Origin of the sequence: Acidovorax sp. (assembly GCF_034519795.1) — a bacterium.
Taxonomy (GTDB): Bacteria; Pseudomonadota; Gammaproteobacteria; order Burkholderiales; family Burkholderiaceae_C; genus Acidovorax.
Window position 1 is genome coordinate 62427 of record NZ_JAXHOB010000001.1, and the last position, 17328, is coordinate 79754.

Genomic DNA, 17328 nt, shown 5'->3' on the forward strand with positions numbered 1-17328 from the left:
CCTTCCCCCGGAACGTGTAAGCATGTTCCTACAAGAGCTGACTGACGCCCTGCGCACACCCCAAGCTGGAGACAATTGAATGCCCGAGAACACCACGGCCGAGAACAACAACAACCATCCCGACAAACGCGCCCAGTTGCGCCGCGCCGCTCTCGAGTACCACGAGTTTCCCAAGCCGGGCAAGATCGCGATCGCTGCCACCAAGCAGATGATCAACCAGCACGACCTCGCGCTGGCCTATTCGCCCGGCGTGGCCGCCCCCTGCGAGGAGATCGTCAAGGACCCCAACGCGGCCTTCAAGTACACCGCGCGCGGCAACCTGGTCGGCGTGGTGACCAACGGCACGGCCGTGCTGGGCCTGGGGGATATCGGCCCACTGGCGGGCAAGCCGGTCATGGAAGGCAAGGGCGTGCTGTTCAAGAAGTTCTCGGGCATCGACGTGTTCGACATCGAGATCAACGAGAAGGACCCTGAGAAGCTGGTCGAGATCATCGCCAGCCTGGAGCCCACCTTCGGCGGCATCAACCTCGAAGACATCAAGGCGCCCGACTGCTTCTACATCGAGCGCAAGCTGCGCGAGCGCATGAAGATCCCGGTCTTCCACGACGACCAGCATGGCACGGCCATCGTGGTTGGCGCCGCCATCCTCAACGGCCTGAAGGTGGCCGGCAAGAACCCCGAGGACGTCAAACTCGTGACCTCGGGCGCCGGCGCGGCCGCCCTGGCCTGCCTGGGCCTGCTGGTCAAGCTGGGCATCCGGCGCGAAAACATCTGGGTCACCGACCTGGCCGGCGTGGTCTACGAAGGCCGCACCGAGCTCATGGACGAGGACAAGATCCAGTTCGTGCAGAAGACCTCGGCACGCACGCTCAGCGAAGTGATCGAGAACGCCGACGTGTTCCTGGGCCTGTCGGCCGGCGGTGTGCTCAAGCAGGACATGGTGCGCAAGATGGCGCCGCGTCCGCTGATCTTCGCGCTGGCCAACCCCAACCCCGAGATCCAGCCTGAGGACGTGAAGGCCGTGCGCGACGACGCCATCATGGCCACCGGCCGTACGGACTACCCCAACCAGGTCAACAACGTCCTGTGCTTCCCCTACATCTTCCGCGGGGCGCTCGACAGCGGTGCCACCACCATCACGCTGGAGATGGAGATCGCGGCAGTGCATGCCATCGCCCAGCTGGCCCAGGCCGAGCAGAGCGAGGTCGTGGCCGCTGCCTACGTGGGTGAGCAACTGGCCTTCGGCCCCGAGTACCTGATCCCCAAGCCCTTCGATCCGCGGCTGATGATGATGATCGCCCCGGCCGTGGCCCAGGCCGCCGCCGACAGTGGCGTGGCCCTGCGCCCCATCGCCGACATGGACGCCTACCGCGACCAGCTGCAAAGCTTCGTCTACGCCTCGGGCACCATGATGAAGCCCATCTTCGCCGCCGCCAAGGCCGCCAGCAAGAAGCGCGTGGCCTATGCCGAAGGCGAGGAAGAGCGCGTGCTGCGCGCCGCCCAGATCGTGGTGGACGAGCGCATTGCGCGCCCCACGCTGATCGGCCGCCCCGCCGTGATCGCCGAGCGCATCCAGAAGTTCGGCCTGCGCCTGCGTGAAGGCGTGGACTACGACATCGTCAACGTGGAACAGGACCACCGCTACCGCGACTTCTGGCAAACCTACCACCGCATGACCGAGCGCAAGGGCGTGACGGTGCAGATCGCCAAGATCGAGATGCGCCGCCGCCTGGCGCTGATCGGCGCCATGCTGCTGCACAAGGGCGAGGTCGACGGCCTGATCGTGGGCACCTGGGGCCACACCGCCCTGCACCTGAACTACATCGACCAGGTGATCGGCAAGCGTGCCGGCGTGGCCACCTATGCCTGCATGAACGGCCTGTTGCTGCCCGACCGCCAGGTGTTCCTGGTGGACACGCACGTCAACTACGACCCCACGGCCGAGCAATTGGCCGAGATCACCGTGATGGCGGCCGAGGAGATGATGCGCTTTGGCATCAAGCCGCGCGCGGCCCTGCTCTCGCATTCCAACTTCGGCAGCAGCAACCAGCCCAGCGCGGTGAAGATGCGCCAGACCCTGGAACTGCTGCGCGTGCAGGCCCCCTGGCTGGAGGTGGACGGCGAGATGCACGGCGACGTGGCCCTGGACGGCAAGGCCCGCGCGGCCATCATGCCGCACAGCGATCTCATTGGCGACGCCAATCTGCTCGTGCTGCCCAATATTGACGCCGCCAATATTTCCTACAACCTGCTCAAGACGGCAGCCGGCGGCAACATCGCCATCGGCCCCGTGCTGCTGGGTGCTGCGCAGCCGGTGCACATCCTGACGGCGAGCGCCACGGTGCGCCGCATCGTCAACATGACAGCCCTCACCGTGGCCGATGCCAACGCTTCTCGATAAGTGATCCGTTGATAGCAAGCACTAACTTTTATTGCTTGCAATCTCCTTGAGCGCCTGCCCAATCTTTGTGCAGGCGCTTGCTTTTTGGGGGCCATTGAGTCACACTACGGGCTCGAAATTTCGGGTTAACCCGTAGTTTCTGAAAGGTGTTGTTGATGCTGAAGGCTGTAGCCACCCGGGCGCGCAAAGCAGGGTTTTTGTGTGTGGTGGGTGTTGCGTTTGTTCTTTCCCCGCTGGTGGGGCAGGCCCGCCAATCCCCCTCTACCCACGGTTCCACCACCCCTATCGCACTGGCCGAGTTGCCGCCCCAGGGGCGTGCAACGTATGCGCTGATCCGTGAAGGAGGCCCGTTTCCGTACGACAAGGACGGATCGGTTTTCGGCAATCGAGAGCGGCTGTTGCCCGCCCACAAGCGCGGCTACTACCGTGAGTACACCGTCAGAACACCAGGTTCGCGCGACCGGGGAGCCCGGCGTATCGTGTGTGGCGGCAAGCCCCGGGTACCGGACGCTTGCTACTACACCAGCGACCACTACGCCAGTTTTCGCGAAATCATCGAAAAATGACGCCCGACGCACCACGCGACGGCCGGTTTTCCGGCTGTGAATGGTGCGCGCTCTTGAATCCCCCAACCGGCAGTCGGCCCCCGTGGACTGGCGGATACCCGAAGTTTTTGGACTTTATAAAGAAAGAGTAGCGGAGATGCAGACGCCACTTCGTAAAGACCTGGAAACGCCACTTCGTGGCGTGCGCACCAACATCGTGCAGTCCATCCGCGCATTCCGCGTGCAGGACCTGCAGGATGCAGCCACTTCCCTGGGCCAACATTTCCTGTACGCCAATCTGGCCCATGCACAGTCCAAGCAGGACGTGCTGGACCTGATCGCGGGACAGTTCACCTTCCCGTCGCACTTCGGCAAGAATTTCGACGCGCTGTACGACTGCATGACGGATCCCTTGCACAAATCGGGCCCGCAGCCCGGCTTCATCGTGGTGCTCGAACAGATCCCGGCCACGGGCAAGTTCGACAAGGAAGCGCGCGAGCAGCTCCTGGACATCTTCCGCGACGCCGCCGACTACTGGAGCGACCGCAAGATCCCGTTCCGCTGTTTCTATTCTTTTCTGTAGCCCGTTCTGCATCCACCAGCCAAGCAGAACGGGCGAACGAGGCTACCGAAGCACAGACCAAGGTCCAGGGCATCGAGATCCCCGCCGACCCCGCCGAAAAGATGCCCACTGACAAGTTGGTGGACGTATCTCCCCTGGCGTTGCGCATGAGCAGCCCCTTCAACGCGGGCTACTGGCTCAGCGCTGCATGATTCTGCCGCCGTAGGCGGCAGTTCCCCTGCACTCCCCCTACGCCTGCAAGGCAGGCTGGGGTGCGGTGTCTCCAAAATCAGGTGCTCTGGCCCATCGCTGCAGCCAGGGCCACGTACTCGTCTACAGGCACCTCTTCTGCGCGGCGCTGTACGTCGAACACGCCCGGGTAAGCCTTGGCTTCGAGCCAGCGGCCCAGGGTGTGGCGCAGCAGCTTGCGGCGCTGGCTGAAGGCCACCTGCACCAGCTCTTCGAGCAGGCGCTCGTTCAGCGCCACCGGTGCCTCGCGGGGCACCATGCGCACCACGGCGCTGTCCACGCGCGGGGGCGGGTCGAAGCTCTCGGGCGGTACGAACAGCACGTTCTCCATCGCATAGCGCCACTGCAGCATCACCGACAGGCGCCCATAGTCGCTGGTCGAGGGCGAGGCCACCATGCGGTCGATCACTTCCTTTTGCAGCATGAAATGCTGGTCCTCGATCACCGCTACATGCGCCAGCAGGTGGAACAGGATGGGGGTGGAGATGTTGTAAGGCAGATTGCCCACCACGCGCAGCTTCAGCGCCGGCTGCTCCGCGCGCGCGCGCCAGTCCTGCGCCAGCTGCGTGAAGTCCACCTTGAGCACGTCCGACTCGATGACTTCGAGCTGCCCATGCAGGCGCAGCCGAAGCGCCAGATCGCGGTCCAGCTCGATCACCGTCAGGCGCCCGAGCCGCTCCACCAGCGGCTGCGTCAGCGCCGCCAGGCCCGGCCCGATCTCCACCATCGGCTGGCCTGCCTGCGGTGCGATCGCGTCCACGATGCCATCGATGATGCCCTTGTCGGACAGAAAATGCTGGCCGAAGCGCTTGCGGGGAATGTGTTTCATATCAACTGCAGGGTGCACGTGGCACCTATCGGCCCGCGTGGGAAAAGAAGCAAAGCGCCCAGATGCTGAGCGCGTTTCGGCGAATGATGCACCATTCGCAGATGCAGGGCTGCTGGGCCAGTGATCCCGAGATCCTGCCTAGGCGGAGTTCACCTGGTCGATCACCCACAGCGCGTGGTCCGAGGGCGGGACGGCCGCCGCGCCGGGCCGCCCCAAGCAAGGCGTGGCCCCCTTGGGGGGCAGCGAACCACACGCAGTGGGGAGCGTGGGGGTGTTCGCCTTGCGCCGGGCCGCCCCAAGCAAGGCGCGGCCCCCTCGGGGGGCAGGGAGCGACACGCAGTGCGCGACCATGGGGGCCATACTTATTGCGGTGGTTCCCGGTACTCGACATAGGCGCGGCCGCGCAACTCCTGCGCCCAGGTGGCGTAGGCTTCCTCGATCTTCTTCTCGCGCACGGCGTCGCGCACCATGTCACGCTGCTCGCGCTGCGTGAGCTTGGCCTCGCGGCGTTCCATGAGCTGGATCAGGTGCACGCCAAAGCGCGAGATCAGGGGCTCGCTGATGTCGCCGGGCTTGAGCGTGCTGAGCGCCTGTTCGAACTCGGGCACATAGCGGCCGGGGCTGGCCCAGCCCAGGTCGCCGCCCTGCTTGGCGCTGCCATCCACCGAGTTCTCGCGCGCCAGGGTCGCAAAATCGGCCTGCCCGGCCAGGATGCGGCGGCGGTAGTCGGCCAGCCGGGCGGCGGCCGCGGCTTCGCTCAGTTGCGCGCTGGGGCGCAGCAGGATGTGCCGCGCGTGGTTCTGCACTACGGTGGATGGCAGGCCGGCCACATTGCGCTCCACCACCTTCAGGATGTGAAAACCTGCGGGTGAGCGCACGGGGCCCACGATGCCGCCCACGGGCTGGCCCTGCACGGAGTTGACGAACAGCTCGGGGTAGCGGTCGGCCGGGCGCAGGCCGAGCAGGCCACCGGCGCGCTTGCCTTCGGGCGCATCGGAGAACTCGGCCGCCACGGCGGCAAAGTCGCTGCCTGCGGCACGCGCCTTGTCGGCCGCGCTCTGGGCGCGGGCCTGCAGTTGTGCCACCTGGCTGGGCGTGGCGTTCTCGGGCACCAGCACCAGCACGTGGCCGAGGTTGATCTCCATGGAGGTGGCGTCGGCGCCCGACTGCTGTTCGCGCAGGAACTGGTCGATGTCCTGGTCGCTGACCCGGACCTTGGCGTCCACATCGCGCTCGCGCAGGCGCTGTATCAGCAACTGGCTGCGCAGCTCTTCGCGAAAACGCTCCTTGCTCATGCCATCGCGGGCCAGGCGCCGGTGCATGTCGTCCAGCGTCATCCCATTTTGCTGGGCAATGCCCTGCTCGGCCTGGTTGAGGGCGAATTCCTCGACCTTCACGCCGCTTTCCTTGGCCAGCTGCATCTGGGCCTTTTCCAGGATCAGGCGCTCGAGCACCTCGCGCGCCAGCAGGTCGCGCGGGGGGCGGTTGGCGCCCTGCTGTTGCGCCAGTTGCTGCTCGGCCCGGGCCAGGCGCGCGCGCACTTCGTTGTTGGTGATGGGCTCGGAGTTGACCACTGCCACGATGAAGTCGGCCGATTGCGGGCCTTGGTTTGCAGCGGGCACGGGCAGGCTCAGGGCCGGGGCGGCGGCCGGGCGGCCGGTGTTGCCCTGGATGCGCAGGCCCTGCGCGAGTGCGCCCCCGGAGGCGAGGGCAGCCAGGCAGGCAAGTGCCAGTGCGGAAACACGGTGGTTCATGGCGGTGTCAGTCAGTCGTAGTTGCTGAAGCGGCTGGGCGAGCCAACCTGGTCGCGCAGATTTTGGTAGCGCGGCACATTCTGCTTGAAGGTGTCGAGGGGGCTGGAGCCCAGGCTGAGGCGGGAGAACCCGACGAACTCGATCTGGAACAGCAGGCGGGTGTTGGAGGTGGAGACGCTGTTCTGCAGGCGCTCCAGCACCACGCGGCCAATCCAGCAGCAGCCGTCGTATTCGAGGCCGACCACACTGTCCACCAGCTTGCGGTCCTGCATGCTGAAGTTCAGGCGGCCGATGGTGTACCAGCGGCCAGCGCCCTGGCCGCGGCCGGGGCCCAGGTCCTGGCCCTTGTCACCCCAGAGGTCGTTGAGTGGCCACTGCCAGCCGATGTCGATCTGCTCGCTGGTGCCGCGCTGAAAGCGGTAGGCGGCACTCACGGTGCGGTAGTTGCCCGGGCTGTAGCGCGCGCCGACGGTCGAACGGATGGAGCGCCGCGTCTTGGGGTTGTACTGCACCGTGGAGTCGTAGGCCCAGTTCTTCGTCCAGTTGATGCCGGCGCCCACCAGGATGTCCGACAGCCGCTCGCTCACCGGGGCGGCACCGGGCAGCGTCACCTGCTGGTCCGAGAAGCGCACGCGCTGCGCCACGCCGAAGCGCGCCGCCTCGGCGCCCGAGTCGGGGTCGATCAGGCGCGTGGTCACGCCCATGGTCAGCAGGTTGTTGTCCGCCAGCCGATCGTTGCCGCCGAACGAGTTCTCGGTGTAGATCGTGGCGAAGTTGAAGTCGTTGAGCGCGGTGTCGTACAGCGGCAGCTTGCTCTGGTCGCGGTAGGGCGTGTAGGTATAGAACGCCCGGGGCTCCAGGGTCTGCAGGAACGAGCGGCCGAAGAAGCTGGCATCGCGCTCGAACACCAGGCCGCTGTCCAGGCTGAAGGTCGGCAGCGAGCGGCTGGCCGAGCGCGAGCCATCGCTGAGCGGACCGTCGAACTGGTACTGCGTGGTGTGCAGCTGCAGGCGTGGCGTGATGAAGCCGGCGGGCGCAAGGAACGGCCGGCTGATCTGCGCCACCGCGAACGAGCGGTTGGCATCGGGCTGCTTGGTCAGGAAGCGATCGGCCTGGAAGCGTGTGGTGTCGAGCTCGACACTGGCGTCGAAGCCGCCGGGCAGCATGGTCGGCTCGTAGCGCCAGACCAGTTGCGGCATGCGGTCGTAGGGCGGCACGATGGGCGCCGAGACGTCCTGCAGCGTCTGCCACTTGAGGGCGCGAGCTCGCACCGACATGTCGCCGGCGCCCCAGGTCAGCGTGGCATCGCCGGGCAGGAGGCGCTGGCGCAGCGGCTCGGAGACGCGGCCGAAGTCGCGCCAGTAGTTGTCGTCGCTCACCCGGTTGAGGTTCAGGCTCAGGTTCAGCCCGCCCACGGGCGAGGCGATCAGGGCGTCGTGCTTGCCCGTGAAGCCCCAGCGGTCGCGGTCGCGCAGCCGGTCCGAGGGCATGTAGTCGCCGCTGATCTCGCCTTTGTAGGTCGGCTCCAGGTAGCGGAACTCGCCGCCCAGGTTGGCACCGCGCTTGGACAGCAGGGCCGCGCGCAGCGTGGCATCGCGGTTCGGCGCGATGTTCCAGTAATAGGGCTGCGAGTAGGCCACGCCGTCGCGGCTGTCCAGCCCGAAGGACGGGGGCAGCAGGCCCGACTTGCGCTTGTCCGACAGCGGGAAGGTGATGCGCGGGATCGGCAGCAGCGGAATGCCCTTGAACTCCAGCACCGCGTTCTCGGCCGTGCCCACTTCTTCCTCGCGGTCGATGCGGATGGTCTTGGCGCGCAGCACCCAGTCGGGCTGCCAGGAGGCCTCGTCGCCCTTCTGGCAGGTGGTGTAGGTGGCATCGTGGACGATGGAGCGCTGGCGGTCAATGAAGTCCACGCGTGTGGCATCACCGTGCGCCTGCGTGGCCAGGAAGCGGTAGCGCGCGTCGTTGAAGAAGCCCTCGAAGGCCTCGACCCTGAGGTCGAGCGCCGTGCCCTCGTAGATGTTGCCGGCCCGGTTGATGCGCACCGAGCCGCGCGCCTTGGCCAGGTCCTCGGGCACGTCGTAGTCCAGGCGGTCGGCGCGGATGACCGTGTCCCCCCGGCGCAACTCGGCGTTGCCCTCGATGGTGGCGTTCAGGTCCGTCTGGCCGCTGATGTGGTCGCCGGTGACGAAGATCGGCAGTTTCGGTCGCACCGCCTCGGGAATGTCTTCCTGCAGCAGCGGCGAACTGCGCAGGGCGGGCGGGGCGTCCCAGGCACTGGGCGCGGCGGGGCCGCTGTCCTGCGCCAGGGCTGCCAGCGGCAGGCCGCACCAGGCCAGCGCCACGCCATAGGCCAGTGCGCGCGGCACCGGCGGGCGCAGCCGCGCTCCGGGTGCCGTGGCGGGCCGGGTCCGGGAGGAAGGGGTCTGCACGGTGGGGGGCTTGCGGCGTGGCACGTGGGACGGTAGGGGCTGGATCAGAAGAAGGGAACCCGCTCCAGGGAACGGGTTTGTAAAATCGGATTATCCATGAGCCACCCTTTCCCCCCACCTTCCTCCCCCCCACCCGCCGGTGCGGCGGTGGCAACCCCCCCTTCCTCCACCGTCACCTGGCCCGACGCCGAACGCCACCGCGCCTTCGACGCCTGGCTGGCGCCCCTGGTGGGCGGCCACCAACTGAAGCCCGAAACGCTGCGCCCGGCGTCGGCCGACGCGAGCTTTCGGCGCTACCTGCGCATCGACACCACGCTGGGTACGAGCTGCATCGTGATGGACGCGCCGCCCGACAAGGAGAACTGCCGCCCCTTTGTGCAGGTGCAGCGCCTGCTGGCCGATGCCGGCCTGAACGTGCCGCAGATCCTGGCCTGGGACGAGGCCGGCGGCTTCATGCTGCTGTCCGACCTGGGACACCGCACGCTGATCGAGCTGCTCGACCCCGAGAAACCCCGTGACGCCTATGCCTGGTACCAGCAGGCCACCGACGTGCTGCTGCAGTGGCAACTGGCCTCGAAGCCCGGCGTGCTGCCCGCCTACGACGAGGCGCTGCTGCGCCGCGAGCTGGCGCTGTTCCCCGACTGGTATCTGGCAAAGCACCGCGGCGTCACCCTGGACGCCGGGCAGCAGGCCACGCTCTCGGGCGCATTCGACGCCATCGTGGCGCACAACCTCGCGGCCCCGCAGGTCTATGTGCACCGCGACTTCATGGCGCGCAACCTCATGGTGCCGGTGCAGGACGGGGCGCCGCTCGGCGTGCTCGATTTCCAGGACGCGGTCTACGGCCCCATCACCTACGACATCGCCAGCCTGATGCGCGACGCCTTCATCAGCTGGGAAGAGGAATTTGTCATCGACATTACCGTGCGTTACTGGGAGAGGGCGCGCAAGGCCGGCCTGCTGGGCGCGAACAGCGCCAGCGGCTTTGGCGACGACTTCGGCGAGTTCTACCGCAGCGTGGAATGGATGGGCCTTCAGCGGCACTTCAAGGTAGCCGGCATCTTCGCCCGCCTCACCCTGCGCGACGGCAAGCCCAAATACCTGGCCGACGCCCCGCGCTTCATGGCCTATATCCGTGCCACCACCCACCGCTACCGCCAGCTGGGCCCGCTGCTCAAGATGCTCGACGAGATCGAGGGCACCGAGGCGCCTATGGGCTATGCCTTTGGCAGGGTTTGATGAAGCACCCCCTGAGTCGCTTCGCGCCTTCCCCCTCTCTCATATTGCTTCGCAATCTGGGAGGGGGACGCCCCCAGCGCACGCAAGCGAAGCGCCGCCTATGCGGCTTGGCGGCCCTTGCGCGGGGGCACTGGCCTGCACCGTGCCAGTTTTATGCATTGCGGGTGGCGTGCAGCGCTACAGGCAACTGATATGCCATTGAAGAGATAACGCATATGCCTCGCTTCCACTGCCCCACCGAGCTTGCGCCCGGCGCCGAAATCGACCTGCCCCCGGGCGCCGCCCGCCATGTGCAGGTGCTGCGCCTGCAGCCCGGCGACGCCATCACCCTGTTCCACGGTAGCCAGGACGGCCCCGGTGGCGAATTCGACGCCACCGTGCTGCGCATGGGCCGCAGCGACGTGCGCGTGCAGGTCGGCGCGCACCATGCCGTCGAGCGCGAAGCCCCGCGCGCCGTGCACCTGCTGGCCGGCATCACCGCCAACGAGCGCATGGACTGGCTCGTGGAGAAGGCCGCCGAGCTCGGCGTGGCCAGCATCACCCCGCTGGTGGCCGAGCGCAGCGTGCTCAAGCTCAAGGGCGAGCGCGCCGACAAGAAGCTGGCCCACTGGCAGGCCGTGGCCGTGGCCGCCTGCGAGCAGTGCGGGCGCAACCGCGTGCCCGTGGTGCATGGTGCCGTGGACCTGGCCGCCTGGGTGTGCGCGCAGGCCCAGCCGCCGGGCAGCCCCGGTGCGGCGCAGCGCCTGCTGCTGTCGCTGCGCGCGGGCACCGTGCCGCTGCACACCGCGGCCGCGGGCGATGGCCCCTTGGTGTTTCTCTCGGGTCCGGAAGGTGGCCTGAGCGCGGCCGAGGAGGATCTGGCTCTGCAGCATGGCTTTGCGCCCGTCACCCTCGGCGCACGCGTGCTGCGGGCCGAAACCGCACCCCTGGCGGCCCTGGCCGCACTCACGGTCGCCTGACCCAGGCGCGGATGCGACACAAAAACTCCCCGCCCGGGGAGCACCGCCCGTAAAATCCCGGCCAGCGCCGCTGGCCCAGTGCGCCCAGCCCGGGCGACGTGCCCTTGGCAGGAGAGGCAGGCCACCTTGCACAAACCCACCCACTGGCGGCGGCTGGTGGGCTCCTTCCTTCCCACTGACCGTCGGCAGCGCACGATAGGCAGCATGGCCCTGCTCGCGCTTCTGCTCATGATCGGCAGCTCGGGCGTGATGCTCATGCTCGCGCATGCGGGCGTGACCGCCCACGAAGAGGCGGTCCAGTGGTGGGCCGCCATTTCGGTGGGCGGCCTCATGGTAATGACGGCCATGGTCTTCAGCGGCTGGTCGGCGCGCCTGCCCGACCCCTCGCTCACCATGGCCCAGATGGCCTGGACCATCACCAGTGGCGCCGTGGCCTACGTGCTCGCGGGGGACGCGCGCGGCGTGGTGCCCGCCGTGCTGGCCATGATCCTGTTCTTCGGCACCTTCGGCCTGACGCTGGCGCAGGTCGTTGGCATCGGCGCCTATGCCCTGCTGACCTTTGTCGTGGCGGTCGCGGCGGCAGCCCGGTTCAATGCCGGCACCTACGGCGTGGTGGACACCGCCTATGCGCTCATGGTGCTGCTCGTGCTGGGGGGCTCGATCGCGCTGAACCTGCGCATCCAGAGCATTCGCCAGAGGCTGCGCCTGCAGCGCGAGGCCCTGGCCCAGGCGCTGGCCGAGAACCGCGAGCTGGCCATGCGCGACGAACTCACGGGCCTGCTCAACCGCCGCGCCATGGTGGACCTCATGCTGCTGGAGCAGCGGCGCAGCCTGCGCAGCGGCCGCCCCCTGCTGCTGGCGCTGCTGGACATCGACCACTTCAAGCCCATCAACGACCTGCACGGCCACTCCACGGGCGACCGGGCCTTGCAGGCCTTCACCGCCGCCGTGCGCGCCAGCGTGCGCGATACCGACGTGCTTGCCCGCTGGGGCGGCGAAGAGTTCGTGCTCATGCTCTGCGACACCCGGCTCGATGATGGGCACGAGCTGCTGGAGCGCGTGCGCGCTGCGGTGGCGGGGCTGCAGGTGCTGCATGTGCCCGAGGCGGTGCACTTCACCGTGTCGGCCGGGCTGGCCCAGCACCTGCCCGACGAGACCATCGAGCACACCCTGGAGCGCGCCGACCAGGCGCTCTACACCGCCAAGGCCCTGGGCCGCAACCGGGTGGCGGTGGCGCCAGGCCCCCGGCAGGCGACAGCTGCAGCCGCTTCGGCAGGGCACGCGCGCTCGTGAGCCCCGGCGCTGGACAGCGTCGGGTTCGCTGGGGATGCACGCACGGGTACCATCGCCGCATGAGCACCTACTACGAAACCTTGCAGAACGCCAGCGCCTACCCCGAATCCTTCGGAGTGGAGTCCCCTGCAGTGCTGGGCGAGCGGCATCTGTGGCCGCGCAAGAACGGCTTTTTCATCCGCGCTGCTGCACAGATGGTGGACGAGTCCGCTTCGGTGGTCGCGGACGAGGGGCTGGAGCAAGCCCCAGTCAGCCGCGCCCCACGGCGCCGCGAACTGGTGCCCGCGCAGTGGGGCCTGGTGCCGCACTGGGTCAAATCGGCGTCCGACGGCAAGCTGCGTGCGCCCAAGCTGGCGCATGCCAAGTCCGACACGGCCTCCACCGGCACGGCGTTTCGTGACGCCTGGCTCAATGGCCAGCGCTGCATCGTGCCCATGGCCGCCTTCTACGAGGACGACTTTCGCCCCGGCAAGGCCGTTCCCACCCGCATCACGCGGGTGGATGGCAAGCCCATGGGTGTGGCGGGCCTGTGGGCACGCTGGCAGGGGCCGGATGGCGAAGTGCTGCTCAGCTACGCACTGCTCACGGTGAATGCCAACAACCATGCCCTCATGCACCGCTACCAGCAGCCCGGCAGCGAAAAGAGCATGCCCGCCATCCTCAACGAAGGCGCCTACGACGCCTGGCTCGGCGCGCGTCAGGAAAAGGCCAAGGAGTTCATGCGCCAGTACCCGGCCCAGTGGCTCACCGCCAACCCGCTGGAAAAGAAGGCCGACAAGGTGCCCAAGGGCTGGCTGGAGTGATCGGCCCACGGGCCTGTGCTGCATGAACAAGAACCTCTGGCTGCTGGCCCTGTGCCAGGGCCTTTTCCTCACCAACAACGTCGTCTTCATCGCCATCAACGGGCTCGTCGGCCTGCAACTGGCGCCCTATGGCTGGATGGCCACGCTGCCGGTGATGGGCTACGTGGTGGGCGGCGCGCTGTCGACCGCGCTGGTGGCGGCCACGCAGGCACGCTGGGGGCGCAAGGTGTCGTTCCAGATCGGCCTGGCCGTGGCCATGCTCTCCGCGGCGCTGTGCGCCTGGGCTGCTTTCAGCGCGCAGTTCTGGCTGCTGTGCGCGGCCACCGTGGTGGCCGGCTACTACAGCGCCAATGGCCAGCTGTACCGTTTTGCCGCCGCCGAACTGGCTGCGCCGGCCTACCGCGAAAAGGCGGTGTCCCTGGTGCTGGCCGGCGGCTTGCTGGGGGCCGTGGCCGGCCCCAACCTGGCCAGCGCCACGCGCACGCTGTTCGCTGTGCCGTTTGCCGGCGCCTACCTCGCGCTCATGGGCGTGGCCCTGCTGGCCATGGTTGCCATGTCGGCCATCCGCTTCGAGAAGCTGCCGGTGGTGCTGAATGCAGCGGGCCAGCCGCAGACCGGCCGGCCGCTGGCCGAGCTGATGCGCCAGCCCGCCTTCGTGGTGGCCATCCTGGGAGCCGCGCTGGGCTATGGCGTGATGAACCTGCTGATGGCGGCCACGCCGCTGGCCATGCAGGTCTGCGGCTTCGCCTTCGACCAGGCGGCACTGGTGCTCGAGTGGCATGTGATCGGCATGTTCGCGCCGGGCTTCTTCACCGGCCACCTGATCAAGCGCCTGGGGGTGCTGCCCGTGATGGGCACGGGCGTGCTGCTCAATTTCGCCTGCGTGGCCGTGGCGCTGTCGGGGGTGGAGCTGCACCACTTCGGCATTGCGCTGTTCATGCTGGGCGTGGGCTGGAATTTCCTCTTCACCGGCGCCACCACGCTGGCCATGACGGCCTACCGGCCCGAAGAGAAGGACCGCGCCCAGGCCGCCATCAACTTCTGCGTCTTCGCGACGCTGGCAGTGAGTGCCTTTTCGTCGGGCGTGCTGGTCACCACCCAGGGCTGGACGCTGCTCAACGCGGGCTCGCTGGTGCCCATCGCGGTCACGGGCGCAGGCCTGGCGTGGCTGGCAGTGCAGCAGCGCCGCAGGGCCTGAGCGTCAGGGTGCCGTGGCGGGCGCTTGCGCAGCCACGGCCTGCGTGAGCCAGCGCACGAAGGCGGCGATGGCGCGCTCCTGCGCCCGTTCGCGTGCGACGAACAGGCTGTAGCCGCGCAGGCCGCTGTCGACGAAGGGATGGGCCAGCGCCAGCTCGCCCGATTGCAGCTCGCGCTGCACGAAGTACTGCGGCACCAGGCCCACGCCCAGGTCCGCGCGCACCGCTTCCACGAGCATCGAGAACAGGTCGAAGCGGTGCCCGCCCAGGCTGTGCGCCGGTGTGTGGGCGATGCCCGCGTGGCCGAACCAGTCGTCCCAGGCCCCCAGGCGCGAACTGAGCTGCAGCAGCGGCACGGCACTGAAGTCGCCACGCGCCATGGCGCGCCGGTGGCGCGAGCCGGGTGCGCAGACGGCGACGCAGGTCTCGCGCAGCAGGGGCTGCTGCAGGGCGCCGGGCCAGGCCGCATCGTCGTATTGCACGGCCACATCGAACGGGACTTCGGCCATGTAGGTCTGCGTGGGGTAGACCTGCAGGTGCACGCTGCAGGCCGGCTCCTCGGCCAGGAACGCGGGCAGGCGCGGCAGCAGCCAGCGCTCGGCGAACACCGGCACGCAGCCCAGCTGCAGGCTGGTGCCGTCGGCGCGCTGGGCCATGGCTTCGCGCGTGTGGTTCTGCAGGCGCAGCAGGTCGCCCGTGATCTGCGCGTGGTAGCGCCGGCCCACCTCGGTCAGGTCGGTGCCGCGCGCACTGCGCCGCACCAGTTGCAGGCCGAGCTGGCCTTCAAGCTGGCGCAGCTGCTGGCTCACGGCGCTGTGCGTCAGGAACAGCTCCTGGGCGGCCTTGCCCACGCCGTGGTGGCGTGCCACGGCGTCGAAGATCAGCAGGGCGCGGGTGCTAGGGATATGGCGGTGCATGTAAGAAAAACTGACGGGTTGCCAGATTAAAGCAGAGCGCAAAGCCCCCTTGCGGCCCAACAATTGCTCGATCAACAAGGTGGCACGGCCTTGGAGCCGTCCACCCGCTGCGCATTCCGATTGTCAATTTTCCTTTCACCATGACCCCATTCTCTGTCAGCCGTTTCGCCTTCGCCGCCTTCGCCGCCAGCGCCGTGTCGCTGTCCGTCGCCACCCTGCTCGCGGGCACTGCCCATGCCCAGGCCGTCGCTCCCACCCCCACGCAACTGCGCCCCGCCGTGGACCAGGCCTACACCCAGCTCCTGGCGGCGCCGCAGATCCAGAAGCTGCTCGAGGCCGTCAAGGCCGACCATGAGCGCTCCATTGGCGATCTGAAGATGCTCACCGAGATCGAGGCGCCACCGTTCAAGGAGCAAAAGCGTGCCGAAGCCTTCCTGGGCCGCATGAAGGCGCTGGGCCTCACCAGCGCCGCCATCGATGCCGAAGGCAACGTGGTCGGGGTGCGCAAGGGCACCGGCCAGGGGCCCAAGCTGGTGATTTCGGCCCACATGGACACGGTGTTCCCGGCCGGCACCGACGTGAAGGTCAAGGAGCGCGACGGTCGCCTGTACGCGCCCGGTATCTCCGACAACACGCGCGGCCTGGCCGTGCTGCTGTCCTGGCTCAAGGTGCTCAACGACAACCGCATCGCCACCGTGGGTGACCTGGTGTTCGTGGGCAACGTGGGCGAGGAGGAACTCGGCAACCTGCGCGGCATGAAGCACCTGTTCGCCGAGCACCTGGACATCGACGGCATGGTGGCCCTGGAGCCCGCGCCCGATGGCACCGTGCTGATGCAGGGCACGGGCAGCCACCGCCATGAGGTCACGTTCAAGGGGCCGGGGGGCCACAGCTTCGCCGCCTTCGGCCAGGTGCCGAGCGCCATCCACGGCATGGGCCGGGCCATCGCCAAGATCTCCGAGATCCGCACACCGACCACGCCCAAGACCACCTTCACCGTGGGCACGGTGGGTGGCGGCACCTCGGTGAACACCATTGCGCCCGATGCGCGCATGGCCGTGGACATCCGCTCCGACGCGATGGAGCCGCTGCTGGCCACCGAAAAGCAGGTGCTGGCCGCCGTGGACGAGGCCGTGGCGGAAGAGAACAAGCGCTGGGGCGTGGGCACGCTGAGCGCGTCCAGCAAGCTGATCGGCGACCGCCCTGGGGGCCGTACGGCGGTGGACACGGTCCTGGTCGAGGCCGCCGTGCGCTCCAACAACGCGTTCGGCCACAAGACGGTGCTCAGCGGCGCCAGCACCGACGCCAACGTGCCCATGTCCCTGGGCATCCCGGCCATCGTGATCGGCGGCGGCGGCAAGACCGGCGGCTTCCATGCCCTGTCGGAATGGATCGACCTGACCGACGCCTGGAAGGGTGCGCAGAACTCGCTGGTCACCGTGCTCGGCCTGGTCGGCGTGCAGGGCATCAGCCAGCCCTTGCTCGAAAAGCGCCCCGCGCGCAGCAAATGAGGCCGCAGGGGCGCCGGTCTCCTATCGACCGGCCACCCGCAGTAGAACAATTCACCATTGTTGACACCAAGGCCGGCCCTGGCCTGCGTACCATCGCCGGGTGGCGGGCCGCTTCGGCCCTGCCCTGACCTTTTTCAGGAGATCACCATGGGTTTGCTCGATTCAGTGCTGGGCGCTGTCATTCAGAACGCGTCGCAGGGCCATGGCGGTGCATCGGCCGCGCAAGGTGGTGGCGGCCTCGCGGGCGTGGTGGCGCTGGCCGCGCAGAACCCGCAGCTCATCCAGGCGGTGCTGTCCCTGGTGGGCAATGACGGCCCGGTCGGCGGCCTGCCGGGCCTGGTGGCCAGATTCCAGCAGGCAGGGCTGGGCGACATCATCGCCTCATGGCTGGGCAGCGGGGCCAACCAGGCCATCTCGGGCGACCAGCTCTCGCGCGTGCTCGGTTCCGGCCCGCTGTCGCAGGTGGCGTCGCAATTGGGCGTGGGCCAGACGGATGCCGCCAACCAGCTGGCGCAGGTGCTGCCCGGCCTGCTCGACCAACTCACGCCGCAGGGCCACGCGCCCCAGGGCGGCCTGGGCCAGAGCCGCGACCTGTTCGGCATGCTGGGCGGCCTGCTCAGCAAGTAAGCCCGCCGCAG

Annotated in this window: 14 protein-coding genes; 10 read left to right on the plus strand and 4 right to left on the minus strand. The window is 68.2% G+C overall.

Translation table 11 applies throughout. The features are described 5' to 3' along the window. Positions 1-79 precede the first annotated feature (79 nt). From U5N23_RS00330 to U5N23_RS00340, 3 genes are all read left to right on the plus strand, one after another. On the plus strand, positions 80-2401 hold the full coding sequence (locus U5N23_RS00330; protein WP_322590886.1) for an NADP-dependent malic enzyme: 2322 nt from the start codon (positions 80-82) through the stop codon (positions 2399-2401). Positions 2402-2556: 155 nt separating this feature from the next. After that, on the plus strand, positions 2557-2967 hold the full coding sequence (locus tag U5N23_RS00335; protein ID WP_322590887.1) for a ribonuclease: 411 nt from the start codon (positions 2557-2559) through the stop codon (positions 2965-2967). A gap of 136 nt (positions 2968-3103) precedes the next feature. Then, complete coding sequence (locus U5N23_RS00340) at positions 3104-3529, plus strand: barstar family protein (RefSeq protein WP_007854744.1); 426 nt, start codon at positions 3104-3106, stop codon at positions 3527-3529. A gap of 268 nt (positions 3530-3797) precedes the next feature. Here U5N23_RS00340 and rsmA read toward each other — a convergent pair whose 3' ends face one another. The 3 genes from rsmA to U5N23_RS00355 form a co-directional block, all read right to left on the minus strand. Next, entirely contained in the window at positions 3798-4586 is a 789-nt protein-coding gene (rsmA, locus tag U5N23_RS00345; protein WP_322590888.1) for a 16S rRNA (adenine(1518)-N(6)/adenine(1519)-N(6))-dimethyltransferase RsmA, read from the minus strand. Positions 4587-4948: 362 nt separating this feature from the next. Beyond that, a complete protein-coding gene (locus U5N23_RS00350) occupies positions 4949-6340 on the minus strand; it encodes a peptidylprolyl isomerase (protein WP_322590889.1) in 1392 nt (463 codons plus the stop codon). Between the two features lie 11 nt (positions 6341-6351). Further along, positions 6352-8772 carry an LPS-assembly protein LptD gene (locus U5N23_RS00355; protein WP_416208554.1) on the minus strand — a complete coding sequence of 807 codons (2421 nt, stop codon included), beginning with the start codon at positions 8770-8772 and terminating at the stop codon, positions 6352-6354. A gap of 96 nt (positions 8773-8868) precedes the next feature. Between U5N23_RS00355 and U5N23_RS00360 the strand changes: the two genes are divergently transcribed. The 5 genes from U5N23_RS00360 (at position 8869) to U5N23_RS00380 (ending at position 14264) form a co-directional block, all read left to right on the plus strand. Beyond that, positions 8869-10011 (plus strand): aminoglycoside phosphotransferase family protein, encoded by a 1143-nt coding sequence (locus U5N23_RS00360; protein WP_322590890.1) that lies wholly within the window; start codon positions 8869-8871, stop codon positions 10009-10011. Between the two features lie 215 nt (positions 10012-10226). Then, on the plus strand, positions 10227-10970 hold the full coding sequence (locus tag U5N23_RS00365; RefSeq protein WP_322590891.1) for a 16S rRNA (uracil(1498)-N(3))-methyltransferase: 744 nt from the start codon (positions 10227-10229) through the stop codon (positions 10968-10970). A 204-nt stretch (positions 10971-11174) separates the two neighbouring features. After that, positions 11175-12263 (plus strand): diguanylate cyclase, encoded by a 1089-nt coding sequence (locus U5N23_RS00370; RefSeq protein WP_322590892.1) that lies wholly within the window; start codon positions 11175-11177, stop codon positions 12261-12263. 59 nt (positions 12264-12322) lie between these two features. Continuing rightward, a complete protein-coding gene (locus U5N23_RS00375; RefSeq protein WP_322590893.1) occupies positions 12323-13066 on the plus strand; it encodes an SOS response-associated peptidase in 744 nt (247 codons plus the stop codon). Positions 13067-13088: 22 nt separating this feature from the next. After that, a complete protein-coding gene (locus U5N23_RS00380) occupies positions 13089-14264 on the plus strand; it encodes an MFS transporter (protein WP_322590894.1) in 1176 nt (391 codons plus the stop codon). A gap of 3 nt (positions 14265-14267) precedes the next feature. Here the strand turns inward: U5N23_RS00380 and U5N23_RS00385 are convergent, their stop codons facing one another. Next, positions 14268-15179, minus strand: a complete 912-nt coding sequence (locus U5N23_RS00385) for a LysR family transcriptional regulator (protein WP_322590895.1) — start codon at positions 15177-15179, stop codon at positions 14268-14270. Between the two features lie 140 nt (positions 15180-15319). On the opposite strand from U5N23_RS00385, the gene U5N23_RS00390 reads away from it, so the two are divergent. Then, the gene (locus U5N23_RS00390) at positions 15320-16690 is read left to right on the plus strand and encodes a M20/M25/M40 family metallo-hydrolase (protein ID WP_322590896.1); all 1371 of its coding nucleotides are present in this window, start codon (positions 15320-15322) and stop codon (positions 16688-16690) included. Between the two features lie 147 nt (positions 16691-16837). Next, complete coding sequence (locus U5N23_RS00395; protein WP_322590897.1) at positions 16838-17317, plus strand: YidB family protein; 480 nt, start codon at positions 16838-16840, stop codon at positions 17315-17317. Positions 17318-17328 lie beyond the last annotated feature (11 nt).